The organism is Nocardiopsis sp. NPDC006139, assembly GCF_040614155.1.
Lineage (GTDB): Bacteria > Actinomycetota > Actinomycetes > Streptosporangiales > Streptosporangiaceae > Nocardiopsis > Nocardiopsis changdeensis.
The window spans coordinates 324,448-337,819 of record NZ_JBEXTT010000002.1; the positions used below are offsets into that span (position 1 = coordinate 324,448).

The window sequence follows — 13,372 nt, forward strand, 5'->3', positions numbered from 1 at the left end:
TGCGCATGAGCGAGGTCATCCCGCTGGCGCACGGCTCGGATGAGGATCTGGGCTGGCAGGAACGCGCACTGTGCGCACAGACCGACCCGGAGGCGTTCTTCCCCGAGAAGGGCGGCTCGACCCGGGAGGCGAAGAAGGTCTGTCAGTCGTGCGACGTGCGCGCGGAGTGCCTGGAATACGCGCTCGAACACGATGAGCGCTTCGGTATCTGGGGGGGACTCTCCGAACGCGAGCGCCGAAGGCTGAAGAAAGCCGCCGGAGGGGATTTCGATTTCCTGGCGGACATGCTGTAGCAGGGCGCGCGCGTGAGGCGCGCCCGGGCCGCGAGCCCGGGCGCGCTTTTTTCATGTTCCCGACCGTTCAGGTCCAAAGTGAGGTTTGGCACGCAAGGCCACGCAATGGCGAATAGGGGGATAAGTCGCCGGACGTCGGACCGGAGGCGAATAGGTACGCAATGGTGTGAGGTGGCGTAGGGTGATGTCCCGCACGCACCCGTGCCACCCCCGACCCGCGGTCGGGACCGGCGTGACCGCACGCCCACCGCCCCGGCGCCCCCGCCCTTCGGCCCGGCGCCCGGGAGGCCCGCCCCTTCCCTCGGAGAGAACCCACCACAGCCGTGCTCGACCTCGACTCAGCCCGACACGTCGTGACCGCGGTCATCGTGTCCCACGACGGGGCGCGCTGGCTGCCGGAGACCATGGCCGCGCTGCGCGCCCAGAGCCGTCCGGTGCAGCGTGCCGTGGCCGCCGACACCGGCAGCACCGACGGCGGCGTGGACGTCCTCCGCGAGTACCTGCCGCCGGACGCGGTCATCGGCCTGCCCGCCCGCACGGGCTACGGCGACGCGGTGCGCGCCGCCCTCGAACTGCCGCGCTCCACGTCGCCGGTCCACGGGTTCGACGAGGACGCCACCGAGTGGATCTGGCTCGTCCACGACGACCTCGCCCCCGAGGAGGACGCCCTCGCCCACCTCCTCGCCGCCGCCGACCGCGACCCGCGCGCCGCCGTCCTGGGCCCCAAGCTCCGCGACTGGTTCGACCGCCGCCTGCTGATCGAGGCCGGCGTGACCATCGACGGCGCGGGGCGCCGAGAGACCGGGCTGGAGCCGCGCGAGTTCGACCACGGCCAGCACGACGGCACCCGCCAGGTCCTGGCCGTGTCCAGCGCGGGCATGCTGGTCCGCCGCGACGTGTGGGAGCGCCTGGGCGGCTTCGACCGAGCCCTGCCGCTGTTCCGCGACGACATCGACCTCTGCTGGCGCGTGGGCGGTGCTGGGCTGCACGTCCTCATCGTCACCGAGGCCGTCGCCTACCACGCCGAGGCCTCCGCACGCCGGCGGCGACCCATCGGCGCCACCCGCAACCACCCGCGCCGGGTGGACCGCAGACACGCCGTGTTCGTGCTGCTGGCCAACCTGCCCTTCGGCGGCATGCTCGCCGCGCTGCTGCGCAACTCCGTCGGGTCGCTGCTGCGCGTGATCATGTACCTGTTCATGAAGCAGCCCGCCAACGCCCTCGACGAGGCGGCCGCGATCACCCTGGTCTACCTGCGGCCGGACAAGCTGCTGCGGGCCCGCTTCCGGCGCCGGCGCGACCGCCGCCGCACCTACAGCGCGATCCGGCCCTACCTGGCGCGCGGTGTGGCGATGCGCCAGTTCGCGGACTTCCTCACCGGGGTGCTCTCCGGCGAGCCGGTCATCGACACCGCGGGCCGCCACCAGGCCGTCACCACCGCCCCCGCCCCCGAGGACGAGGAGGCTCCCACCGACACCGGGGGCTTCCTGCGCCGGGTGGTGCTGCGGCCGGGCCCGCTGCTCGTCATCGCGCTGACGGTCGTCGCGCTCGTCGCCGAACGCTCCCTGCTCTTCGGCCCCCTGCTGGCCGGCGGCGCCCTGCCGCCCGTCGCGGGCGGCGCCGCCGACCTGTGGAACCTCTACCTGTCCGGGGCCCCCGACTCCGGCCTGGGCTCCGACGGCCCGGTCCCGCCCTACGTCGGGATCCTGGCCCTGCTGTCCACGGCCACTCTCGGCAAGCCCTGGATCGCGGTCTCCGTACTGCTGCTGGGCTCCGTGCCCCTGGCCGGCGCGACCGCCTACCTGCTCGCCCGCGAGGTGCTCGGCTACCGGCCCGCCCGCGTCTGGATGGCCGCCTCCTACGCACTGCTGCCGGTCGCCACCGGCGCGATCGCCCAGGGGCGGCTGGGCACCGCCGTGGTCCACGTGCTCATGCCGGTCCTGGGCCTGCTGCTCATCCGCGTGGTGGCCATGCCGGCCAAGCACTCCCGGCGGGCCGCCTGGGGGCTGGGCCTGACCCTGGCCGCCGCCACCGCGTTCGTCCCCCTGGTGTGGCCGCTGGCGCTGGTCACCGGCCTGCTGGTGGCGGCCGCCTTCGGGCACCTGGGCCGCCGCCTGTACGCCGACGTCGGCATCGCCCTGGGCGTCCCCCTGGTCATGCTCATGCCCTGGACCCTGGACCTGCTGCTGCACCCCTCCCAATGGCTGCTGGAGGCCGGGCTGCACCGCCCCGAGCTGTCGGAGCCGGGCGCCACCCCCGAACAGCTGCTCATGCTCTCCCCGGGCGGACCCGGCGCGCCCCCGGTCTGGGTGACCGCCGGGCTGCTCGCCGCCGCCCTGTGCGCGCTGCTGCTCCTGCGCAACCGCGTCCTGGTCGCCGCCGGCTGGTCCCTGGCCGTGTTCGGGCTGCTCGTCGCGATCCTCACCTCCCGCCTGGTGGTCGAGCCCCACTTCGGCGGACCGCCCGCGGCGGTCTGGCCCGGCGTGGCGCTGACCTTCGCCGCCACGGCGGTGCTGCTGTCGGCGGCCACCGCCGCCCGCGCCTTCCGCACCATGCTGTCCCTGGGCGGCCTGCGCAGGGCCTTCGCCGTCGGCGTCGCACTCCTCGCCGTCGCCACACCCCTGGCCGGGGCGGGCGTGTGGATGTGGGAGGGCGTGGACGGACCGCTCACCTCGCGCGCCGCCCCGGTCCTGCCCGGCACCCTGGTCGGCGCCGGGGTCGGCCTGAGCGACGACGGCACCGAACCGCGCACCCTCGTCGTCGCCCCGGACGGCGAGGGCGGTGTGGGCTACACCGTCGTCCGCGGCCGCGAACCCCGCCTGGGGGAGGAGCGCATCCGCCCCGACGACGCCTCCCGGGCGGCCGTGGACCGGGCCGTCGCCGAACTGGCCATCGGGCAGGGCGGCGACCGGCTGCGCGTCCTGGCCGACCACGGCATCCAGTACGTGCTCTACCCCCGGCCGCGGACCGGAACGCTCACCGACGTCACCATCGTGGACATGCTGGACGGAACCCCCGGGCTGATGCGGGAGTCGCTGTCCGACCGCTACGGCCTGTGGCGGCTGGCCGAGCCCACCGGGCGGCTGCGCGTGGTCTCCCAGGACGGGCTGGAGACGGAGCCGCTGCGGGTGAGCGGGCCCGGCCACGACTTCACCGCCCGGGTGGAGGAGGGCGGCACCGGGCGCCGCCTGGCCCTGGCGGAGACCGCCGGGAACGGCTGGCGGGCGGACATCGGCGGCACCGAGCTGACCCCGGCCGAGGGGCCGGGCGGGACCCAGTCCTGGGAGCTCCCGGCGCAGGGCGGCGAACTCCGGGTGTGGCACACCGACCACGTGCACACCGCCTGGGTGGCCACCCAGGGCGTGCTGCTGCTCGTCGTCGCGGTCCTGGCCGCCCCCGGCGTGCGGACCGAGGAGGACGCCCGCCTCATCGAGTCGACCCCCGCCCCCCGGCCCCGCCGCCCGGCGGGGCTGCGCGTACCGCGCCGCGGCCGCCGGGGCTCCCGGGCGCGCACCGCCCCCGGGGCCGACCCGGAGGCCGACGCCGGGGAGCCGTCCCCGGACGGAGAGGCGGAGGAGCCCCCCACCGGCGGGTTCGCCACAGGGGAGCCCGCCACCGGCGAGTTCGCCGTCACCGACACCGGGTCGATCCGAGCGGTGCGCGGCCGCCGCCGCGGCACCCGCCGCAAGGGGCGGCGCCGGGCCGGTTCCGCGCGGGACGGTGCGGGCCCCGACACCGGTGCCGACGCCGCCGGCGACGAGAGGGAGGAGTAGGCCGTGCGACTGATCGTGGAGAACCGGTTCGCGCTGTTCGGACTGGTCGCGCTGGCCCTGGCCGCGCTGTTCGGCATCGCCGTGGCGGTCCGGCCGGTGACCGCCGAACTGGGCGTCACCGGCCCCGGGACCGCCCGCCCCTCCCACACGCTGCGGGTCTGCCCGGCACCGCACGACGAGGACGCCGACAGCTCCGTCGCCGCGTTCGCGCCCCGGGTCAGCCGCGACGACACCGGCGGCCTGTGGGCCGTCCCGGTCCCGCCCGCCGCCGAGGACACGGACGAGGACACGGACGGGGCCGGGGGCGCGGCGGGGCGGGACGGCTCCGACGCGCAGAGCACCTCCACCGGCACCAGCGGCGCCCCCGACCCCGACATGCTCCTGGGCGAGGAGCTGACCGAACCCGGCAGCGTGTGGGGGGTCGACACCTCCGGCGCCGCCGAGCCGACCGCCGTCCATGCCCGGGGCTCGCTCGCCTCCGGCCTGGAGTCGGCCCAGATCACCGTCGCCTCCGACGGCGTTACCGAGGTGCGCTGCGCCGAGCCCTCGGTGAGCACCTGGTTCGCCCTGCCCGGCGGCGGCGACTCCGAGGGCGTCCGGCTGGAGCGGATCACCGTCCACCTCGCCAACCCCGAGACCTCCCGGGCCACCGCCAGCCTGGACATCCACACCAGCGGCGGGCCGTCCTACTCCCTCGACAGCCGGGGCATCTCCCTGCTGCCCGGTCAGTCCACGGAACTGGACATCACCGAACTGGCACAGAGCATCGGCGGGATCGGCGTGCAGGTGCGCACCAGCACCGGCCGGGTCGCCGCCTCGCTGCTCGCCGAGCACGTCGAGGGGCACACCGACTGGGTCCCGCCCACCGCGGCCCCCGCCCGCGAGCACGTGATCCCGGGCGTCCCGGGCGGCGGCGGGCGGCGCCACCTGGTCGTCACCGCCCTGGGTGAGGAGCCCGCCCGGGTGCGCGTCCACGTCATCGGGCCCGACGGCGGATCCGGGCAGGCCGGGGAAGGGGCCGGGGAGGGCGGGGAGGACGACGCCGTGGCGGCCGAGGGCACCCCGGACGACCCTCTGGAGCTGCGGGTCCCACCCGCCGCCTCCGCCCGGGTCAGCCTGGACGCCGCCCTGGCCGGGCGGGCCGGAGCGGTCGTGGTGGAGTCCGACGTGCCCGTGGTCGCCGGGGTGGCCGCCGAGTCCACCGGCGACGACCCCGACGAGATCCTGGAGACCGCCTACACCGCGGCCGTGCCGCCGCTGTCGTTCCCGCTGGACACCACGGCGGTGCTGCCCGACTCCCCGGAGGGCACCACGACCCGGCTCGTGCTCACGGCCCCGGAGGGCGACGTCCGGCTGATGGCCACCCCGGTCGGGGCCGACGGCACCCAGGGCGACGCGGTCCGCACCGAGATCGCCGCGGGCACCACGGCCGTGTTCGGCGGGGACGGCGAGGGCTGGACGGCACCGGAGGGGACCGACCCCGCGGACGGCTACACGGTCCGCCTGGACCTGCTGGAGGGCTCGGGGCCGCTGTACGCGGCCCGGATCCTCACCGACGGCGACGGTCTCAGCGCGCTGCCGGTGCGCCCGGCGCCGGTGGAGGTGGCCCTGCCGGTCGTGCGCGACACGATGGTGGGCCTGGTGCCCTGAGCGGCGCGGGCCGGGGCCCGGCGGCGGTCTCCACGGGCCGCCTCCGGGACCGGGACCCGGCCGGCGCGGTCAGTTCTCGGGGTCGACCGACTCCGGTTCCACGCCGAGCAGGTTGGCGACCTCCTCGACCACGGTCTCGTGGACGAGGAGGGCCATCTCCTCCGGGTCCTTGGTCCGGATCTCCAGCGGACGCCGGTACACCACGATGCGGGCCCGGCCCGAGGGATCGGTCTCCAGTCGGGAGAAGGGGATCGCCTCGGTCAGGGGGCCCCGGGGCGGAACCGGCGGGACGTCCTCCACGAGGAAGTCGACGTTCGCCAGTTCGCGCGCCCACAACCGCTCCAGGCGTTCGACCGCGTCCAGCACGAGGTCGTCGAACGCCTGCGCACGGCTGCGGAACACCGGCAGGTCGGAGGGCACGAGAGGACCGCGGATGCCTCGGCCGCGGCGGTCCCGGCGTCGCACTCGGTCAGGTTGGCCATGGGAAGGGCGCACTCGTCGCACACTTCGAGACTAAGCCATCACGGGCGCCTCGCGTAGCCCCGCGGGCGCGCCGATCGACCGGCCCCCCGCGCCGCCCCGGCGGAAGGCGCGTCCGGCACCGGTATCGCGTTGGACACCACGAAACAGACCAGGTCGTGGAACGATGCTGGCGTGTCCCTCAGTAAAGGCATACAGTCGAACGCTGTGAGCCCTGTTCGACGCTGCTCCCGAACCGCCTGCCGGCAGCCCGCCGTCTTCACGCTCACGTACGTCTACGCCGACTCGACGGCCGTCCTCGGACCGCTCGCCGCCTACGTGGAACCGCACTGCTACGACCTCTGCGCCATGCACGCCGACCGCCTGACGGCACCGCGCGGCTGGGAGGTCGTCCGGCTCCCCGTCGAGACGGTGGGCGGAGGTCCCGGAAGCGACGACCTGGAGGCCCTCGCGGACGCCGTACGTGAGGCGGCGCGCCCGCCGGCCCGCCCGGCCGACGACGCCGACGGCCCCGACGGCATGCGCCGCGGACACCTGCGGGTCGTCCGCTCCGACCCCTCCCGGCCGGATCCCCGACCCTGAGCGGCCGGCGCGCCCTCGTACCGGGGGGCCGCCGCGCCCCTTGCTAGGTTGGTACCGCGCGCGGGCGTGCCCGCGCGGCATGACCATTCGGAGCAGGACCGATCCGGCCGGAGAAGACGTGGCAGACCTCGCAGGCATCTTCAAGGCATACGACGTACGCGGTGTGATCCCTGACACCCTCGACGCGGACATCTCCCGGGCGATCGGGGCGGCCTTCGCCCGGACCGTCGGCGGACCGGCGGTCGTGGTCGCCCACGACATGCGCCCCTCCTCGCCGGAGCTGGCCCGCGCCTTCGCCGACGGGGTCACCTCACAGGGCGTCGACGTGGTCTTCGCCGGACTGGGCTCCACCGACCTGCTGTACTACGGCTCCGGCGCGCTCGACCTGCCCGGCGCGATGTTCACCGCCAGCCACAACCCCGCCCAGTACAACGGCATCAAGATGTGCCGGGCCGGGGCCGCCCCCATCAGCGCCGAGACCGGCCTGGCCGAGATCCGCCGACTGGCCGAGGAGGGCGTGCCCGCCCACGACGGCCCGGCCGGCACGGTCACCGAGAAGGACCTGCTCACCGGGTACGCCGACCACCTGCGGACCCTGGTGGACCTGTCCGGGATCCGGCCGCTCAAGGTCGTCGTGGACGCGGGCAACGGCATGGGCGGCCACACCGTCCCGGCCGTCCTGGAGCAGGGCCTGCCGCTGGAGATCGTGCCGCTCTACTTCGAGCTCGACGGCACCTTCCCCAACCACCCGGCCAACCCCCTGGACCCGGCCAACATCGTCGACCTCCAGAAGAAGGTCCGCGAGACCGGCGCGGACATCGGCCTGGCCTTCGACGGCGACGCCGACCGCTGCTTCGTCGTGGACGAGAACGGCGACGCCGTGCCGCCCTCGGCGATCACCGCCCTGGTCGCGGTGCAGGAGCTGGCCCGGGACCCCGGCGCGACGGTCATCCACAACCTCATCACCTCGCACGCCGTGCCCGAGATCGTCCGCGAGCACGGCGGCGTCCCGGTGCGCACCCGCGTGGGCCACTCCTACATCAAGGCCACCATGGCCGAGACCGGCGCGGTGTTCGGCGGCGAGCACTCCGCCCACTACTACTTCCGCGACTTCTGGAAGGCCGACACCGGCATGCTCGCCGCCATGCACGTCCTGCGCGTGCTGGGCTCCGACGAGCGGCCGCTGTCGGAGATCACCGCCGAGTACTCGCGTTACGCCGCCTCGGGCGAGATCAACTCCGAGGTCGCCGACGCCGCCGGCCGTACGGCCGCGGTGCGCGACGCTTTCGCCGGGCGCGAGGGCGCCGAGGTCGACGAGCTGGACGGCCTGACCGTCACGCTGCCCGACGGCTCCTGGTTCAACCTGCGGGCCTCCAACACCGAGCCGCTGCTGCGGCTCAACGTCGAGGCCCCGGACGCGGCCGCGGTCAACGCGCTGCGCGACGAGGTGCTGGCCATCGTCCGCTCCTGAGAGGGGGCATGATGGAGGGGTGGGACGTTCGGCCGTCCCGCCCCGCACGACGAGGAACGAGGACCATGAGCACGAAGATCGACGGCTGGCTGCTGGAGATCCTGGCCTGCCCGCAGAGCCAGGCGCCGCTGCGCCACGACCCCGAGACCGACGAGCTGGTCTGCGACGAGAGCGGTCTGGCCTACCCGATCCGGGACGGCATCCCCGTCCTGCTGGTCGACGAGGCCCGCAAGATCGGCTGACGGTGTCCCGGACGGGGAAGGGGCCGAATTCATGTCGGACCCTTATGGAACGTTATGGGCATTCCGGTAGTCATAGCGGGTGCGACGAAGTGAGAGACTTCGTCTCCGGGGGGTGACGGACGCACCGTCCCATACCCCCGCAAGCCGTACCCTGTTCGTGCCCACCCCGTCCAACACGACCTCCCTGGAGGACACCGATGCCCGGTCCCGAACCGCTACAGCCGAGCGACCCCTCCGCGTTCGGCGATTACAGCGTGACCGGACGCCTGGGCAAGGGCGGCCAGGGCATCGTGTACCTGGCCGAGGACCCGCAGGGCGAGGAGTACGCGGTCAAGGTCCTCAACGACCAGTGGTCCCGCGACAGCGACCTGCGCAAGCGGTTCGAGAAGGAGGTCCGCGCCGCGCAGAAGGTCGCCTCCTTCTGCACCGCCGCGATCATCGACGCGCAGCTCGACAGCGACCCGCCCTACGTGGTCAGCGAGTTCGTGCCCGGCAAGGACCTCCAGGAGACGGTCGCCAAGGGCGCCCCGCTGCGCGGCTCGGCGCTGCAGCGGCTCGCGGTCTCCACCGCCACCGCGCTCGTGGCCATCCACAAGGCCGGGATCGTCCACCGCGACTTCAAGCCCGGCAACGTGCTGCTGGGCCCGGACGGGCCCCGCGTCATCGACTTCGGCATCGCCCGGGTCGACGACGGCACCGCCACCATGACCAACTCGATCGTCGGCACGCCCTCCTACATGGCGCCCGAGCAGATCGAGGGGCGCGGCATCACCGACAAGTGCGACGTCTTCGCCTGGGGCTGCGTCATCGCGTTCGCCTCCAGCGGGCGTGCGCCGTTCGGCTCCGACACCGTCCCGGCGGTCGTGCACCGGGTCATCAGCGCCCCGCCGGACATCGACGGCGTCGACGAGGCCCTGCGCCCCATCGTCGCGGCCTGCCTGAACAAGGACCCCGCCCAGCGGCCCACCGCCCAGAAGCTCCTCATGCGCCTGCTCGGCCACGAGGACGCCGACGAGGCCCCCTCCACCGAGGACGCCCTCAAGCAGGGCGAGCAGATCGCCCAGACCGGCCTCATCCCGCAGGGGCAGATGCCGGTGCGTCCGCAGACCGGGCCCCAGGGCGGGTTCGGCCACGGCCACCCCGGCACCTCCAACCCGCGGCCCGGCATGGGCCTGCCGGGGCACCCCGGGACGTCCAACCCCCAGCACGGCATGGGCGTGCCCGGCCACCCCGGCTACCCGCACCCGGGCACCTCCAACCCGCGGCCCGGCATGGGCCTGCCGGGGCACCCCGGGACGTCCAACCCCCAGCACGGCATGGGCGTGCCCGGCCACCCCGGCACCTCCGGCCCGCGGCCGGTCGGCCCCTACCCGCAGGGGCCCCAGCCGCAGTTCGGCAACCCGCTGGTCACGGGCAACCCCAACCAGACCTACGGGGGACCGGCGCAGCAGCCGCCCGCCGAGGAGTCGATCCTCCAGCAGAGCTGGGTGATCCCGGCGGTCCTCATGACGATCCTCATCCTCGTCCTGCTGCTGGTCCTCATCGTCGTCTCCTGAACGCGAACGCCCGCGGGGCCCGGCACCGCGCGGTGCCGGGCCCCGCGGGCGTTCGAGGGCGTCAGACCCGGGTGAGCCCGCCCAGCGCCAGGGACACCCCCTCGTCCACCAGGTCGCGGATCCGCGGCCAGCGGTCGTCCACGCAGTCGGCGGGCATCAGGGTCACGGCCTCGGTGCCCGAGATGCCGGGAACGTCGCGCACCCCGTCCGGGTCGGTCAGCCGCCCGTCCACGGTGACCGCCAGCACCCCCGTCCGGGGGCGGCCGATCTCCTGCACCACCACCACGAGCGACAGCGTCGTGTCCTCCACCGTCAGCTCCAGCGCCGTCCACCAGTGAGCGGCGCCCGGGGTGAGCACGGCCCGCCCCGCCTCGGAGAGGCCCTCCGCCCCGGCGCCGGAGTCGTGGCCGCCGGTGCGGACCACGGCGCGCGCCGCGGGGTCCAGGCCGCGCAGGATGAGGCCCACCGACTCCCGGTGCGAGCGCAGGTGGTCCGTCACCCGGCGGCGGGTCACCGCCGCCAGGGGAGGCACCGGCTCCCCGGGGGCGGGCGCGGATCCCGGCGGCGTCCAGCTCAGCTCGTCGCGCAGCGCCGCCGTGACGGCCCGGGCCAGCGCCGAAACGGTCGGCGCCAGGCTCTCGTCGGAGTCCGGGCCGGGGCCCGCGGGCGGGTGCACCGGCGGCAGCGGCGGCAGGTCCGCACGGCGCAGCACCAGCGCGGCCACCAGCCACGGCAGCAGCCGCGGGGCCTCGTTCCCGCGGTCCAGCTCGGTGACGGCCGCCAGTGTCTCGGCGTAGGTGTGCGCCGCGCGGACCAGGGGGTGGCCCGGGACCGCCGCGGGGGCGGCCACGGCGCGGGCCCGGTCGTACTCGACCAGGGGCGCGGCCGGGGCGCGGAAAGCGCCCGGGTCGGGCAGGGAGTGGACGCGGTCGGCGAGTTCGAGCACGTAGTCGGGGTCGAGCGCGCGGCCGCCCATCCCGTCCGCCAGCGCCGACTCCAGGTACTCGGCCAGGGGCCCGCCGACCCCGGCCCCCTCGATCCGCGACCGGACCAGGGACCGGCGCGCGGCCTCGCGCGCCTCCCGGGGCTGGGCCTGCCGGTGACCGGACCAGATCCGGCGCAGCCGGTCGACGTCGGTCAGCTCTTCGCGCACGCGGTCGGGGAGCCGCTCCGGGTCCGCACTCAGGCGTAGGGTATCCACGCTCTCTCCGTAGCCCGTGGGCGCTCCGGTGAAACCTGCCCGATGGCCCCTTGACCGGGCGCCCGGGCCCGCCCGTGCGGCGCGGCGGCTCCGACCTGCGCGATCAGGGGCGCCGGCCCAGCAGGCGCATCGCCTTCTGCTTCTCGAAGTCCAGGGCGCGGGCCGGCGCCGGGGCCAGCCGCCCCAGCCGCTCCCCGTGGGCGCGCACCCGCGCCAGCACCTCGGGCTCGGACAGCACGCGCAGCGCGAACGCCAGCGCGGCCGGGGGGATGTCGAACTCCCGCTCCAGCTCCAGGCCGGTCGCGATGGTCCGCACGTCCTCCTCGGTGAACCGGCGGTGCCGGTGCCCCCGCCCCGTAGGCTGCTCCTGGGTGCGGGGCAGCAGCCCCAGCCCCTCCCGGTACCGGAGCATGCGCGGGGTCGTCCCCACCCGTTCGGCGGCGGCCGAGATGGGCATCGGAACGCCGTACGCGGCGGAGGTGTCGTGCAGGGCCATGCCGACGACCCTAACCGAGCCCGGCGCCCATACCGGCGCAACCTGACACCGCGTTGTCAGATTCGTGCTGATGGCGGGCGCCCGGGCCTAGAATCAGGGGCGCCACGACCATCACGAGTGAGGAACGCATGGCTTTCGACTTCAAGGTCGCCGACCTGTCCCTGGCCGCCTTCGGCCGCGACGAGATCCGGCTCGCCGAGCACGAGATGCCCGGCCTCATGGCGACCCGCGCCGAGTACGGTGACAGCAAGCCGCTCCAGGGCGCCCGCATCATGGGCTCGCTGCACATGACCGTCCAGACCGCGGTCCTCATCGAGACCCTGGTCGCGCTGGGCGCCGAGGTGCGCTGGGTCAGCTGCAACATCTTCTCCACCCAGGACCACGCCGCCGCCGCGGTCGTCGTCGGCCCCGACGGCACCGTCGACGACCCCAAGGGCGTCCCGGTCTTCGCCTGGAAGGGTGAGACCCTGGAGGAGTACTGGTGGTGCACCGAGCAGGCGCTGACCTGGCCCGGCGGTGAGGGCCCCAACATGATCCTGGACGACGGCGGCGACGCCACCATGCTCGTCCACAAGGGCGCCCAGTACGAGAAGGCCGGGGCCGTCCCCGACCCCTCCACCGCCGACAGCGAGGAGTTCGAGGTCGTCCTCAAGCTGCTCCAGGCGAGCCTGGCCCAGGACCCGACCAAGTGGACGACCATCGCCGAGCGCATCAAGGGCGTCACCGAGGAGACCACCACCGGTGTCCTGCGCCTGTACGAGATGCAGCGCGACGGCAGCCTGGCCTTCCCGGCGATCAACGTCAACGACTCGGTCACCAAGAGCAAGTTCGACAACAAGTACGGCATCCGCCACTCGCTGCCCGACGGCATCATGCGCGCCACCGACGTCCTCATCGGCGGCAAGGTGGCCGTGGTGTGCGGCTACGGCGACGTGGGCAAGGGCGCCGCGGAGGCGCTGCGCGGCCAGGGCGCCCGGGTCGTCGTCACCGAGATCGACCCGATCAACGCCCTCCAGGCCGCCATGGACGGCTACCAGGTCACCACCCTGGAGGACGTGGTGGGGACCGGTGACATCTTCATCACCACCACCGGCAACTTCAACGTCATCATGACCGAGCACATGTCGGCGATGAAGCACCAGGCGATCGTCGGCAACGTCGGCCACTTCGACAACGAGATCGACATGGCCGGCCTGGCGAAGGTCCCCGGCATCACCAAGAAGGAGATCAAGCCGCAGGTCCACGAGTGGACCTTCCCCGACGGCCACACCATCCTGGTGCTGTCCGAGGGCCGCCTGCTCAACCTGGGCAACGCCACCGGCCACCCCAGCTTCGTGATGTCCAACAGCTTCACCAACCAGGTCATCGCGCAGATCGAGCTGTTCACCAAGCCCGACGAGTACCCGATCGGCGTGTACACGCTGCCCAAGATCCTCGACGAGAAGGTCGCCCGCCTCCACCTGGACGCCCTCGGCGTCAAGCTGACCAGGCTCAGCAAGGAGCAGGCCGCCTACATCGGCGTGGACGTCGAGGGCCCCTACAAGTCGGACCACTACCGCTACTAGGGCGTCCGCCATCTCCGGGGCCGGCGCCGCACGCCGGCCCCGGAGCCGCCACCACAGAACGGG

Annotated in this window: 11 protein-coding genes; 8 read left to right on the forward strand and 3 right to left on the reverse strand. The window is 74.4% G+C overall.

The window, feature by feature from the left end:
• The first annotated feature begins 5 nt into the window (after positions 1–5).
• The 3 genes from ABZ249_RS03615 (at position 6) to ABZ249_RS03625 (ending at position 5,716) form a co-directional block, all read left to right on the forward strand.
• Positions 6–293, forward strand: coding sequence for a WhiB family transcriptional regulator (locus ABZ249_RS03615; protein ID WP_211715498.1), 288 nt, complete (start codon positions 6–8; stop codon positions 291–293).
• A gap of 323 nt (positions 294–616) precedes the next feature.
• Entirely contained in the window at positions 617–4,066 is a 3,450-nt protein-coding gene (locus tag ABZ249_RS03620) for a glycosyltransferase (protein WP_355256737.1), read from the forward strand.
• A 3-nt stretch (positions 4,067–4,069) separates the two neighbouring features.
• Complete coding sequence (locus ABZ249_RS03625) at positions 4,070–5,716, forward strand: DUF5719 family protein (RefSeq protein WP_355256740.1); 1,647 nt, start codon at positions 4,070–4,072, stop codon at positions 5,714–5,716.
• Positions 5,717–5,785: 69 nt separating this feature from the next.
• Here the strand turns inward: ABZ249_RS03625 and ABZ249_RS03630 are convergent, their stop codons facing one another.
• The gene (locus ABZ249_RS03630; RefSeq protein ID WP_255647077.1) at positions 5,786–6,136 is read right to left on the reverse strand and encodes a metallopeptidase family protein; all 351 of its coding nucleotides are present in this window, start codon (positions 6,134–6,136) and stop codon (positions 5,786–5,788) included.
• A 267-nt stretch (positions 6,137–6,403) separates the two neighbouring features.
• On the opposite strand from ABZ249_RS03630, the gene ABZ249_RS03635 reads away from it, so the two are divergent.
• The 4 genes from ABZ249_RS03635 to ABZ249_RS03650 all read left to right on the forward strand — a co-directional run bounded on the left by ABZ249_RS03635 (position 6,404) and on the right by ABZ249_RS03650 (position 10,047).
• Positions 6,404–6,778, forward strand: coding sequence for a DUF3499 domain-containing protein (locus tag ABZ249_RS03635; protein WP_220565046.1), 375 nt, complete (start codon positions 6,404–6,406; stop codon positions 6,776–6,778).
• Between the two features lie 118 nt (positions 6,779–6,896).
• A complete protein-coding gene (locus ABZ249_RS03640; protein ID WP_355256744.1) occupies positions 6,897–8,249 on the forward strand; it encodes a phosphomannomutase/phosphoglucomutase in 1,353 nt (450 codons plus the stop codon).
• A gap of 65 nt (positions 8,250–8,314) precedes the next feature.
• Positions 8,315–8,491, forward strand: coding sequence for a Trm112 family protein (locus ABZ249_RS03645; protein ID WP_013154764.1), 177 nt, complete (start codon positions 8,315–8,317; stop codon positions 8,489–8,491).
• Positions 8,492–8,688: 197 nt separating this feature from the next.
• The gene (locus tag ABZ249_RS03650) at positions 8,689–10,047 is read left to right on the forward strand and encodes a protein kinase (protein WP_355256748.1); all 1,359 of its coding nucleotides are present in this window, start codon (positions 8,689–8,691) and stop codon (positions 10,045–10,047) included.
• Positions 10,048–10,108: 61 nt separating this feature from the next.
• Here the strand turns inward: ABZ249_RS03650 and ABZ249_RS03655 are convergent, their stop codons facing one another.
• The gene (locus ABZ249_RS03655) at positions 10,109–11,248 is read right to left on the reverse strand and encodes a hypothetical protein (RefSeq protein WP_355256751.1); all 1,140 of its coding nucleotides are present in this window, start codon (positions 11,246–11,248) and stop codon (positions 10,109–10,111) included.
• Positions 11,249–11,351: 103 nt separating this feature from the next.
• A complete protein-coding gene (locus ABZ249_RS03660) occupies positions 11,352–11,744 on the reverse strand; it encodes a MerR family transcriptional regulator (protein ID WP_220565050.1) in 393 nt (130 codons plus the stop codon).
• A 128-nt stretch (positions 11,745–11,872) separates the two neighbouring features.
• On the opposite strand from ABZ249_RS03660, the gene ahcY reads away from it, so the two are divergent.
• Positions 11,873–13,309 carry an adenosylhomocysteinase gene (gene ahcY / locus ABZ249_RS03665; RefSeq protein WP_355256754.1) on the forward strand — a complete coding sequence of 479 codons (1,437 nt, stop codon included), beginning with the start codon at positions 11,873–11,875 and terminating at the stop codon, positions 13,307–13,309.
• Positions 13,310–13,372: the final 63 nt, after the last annotated feature.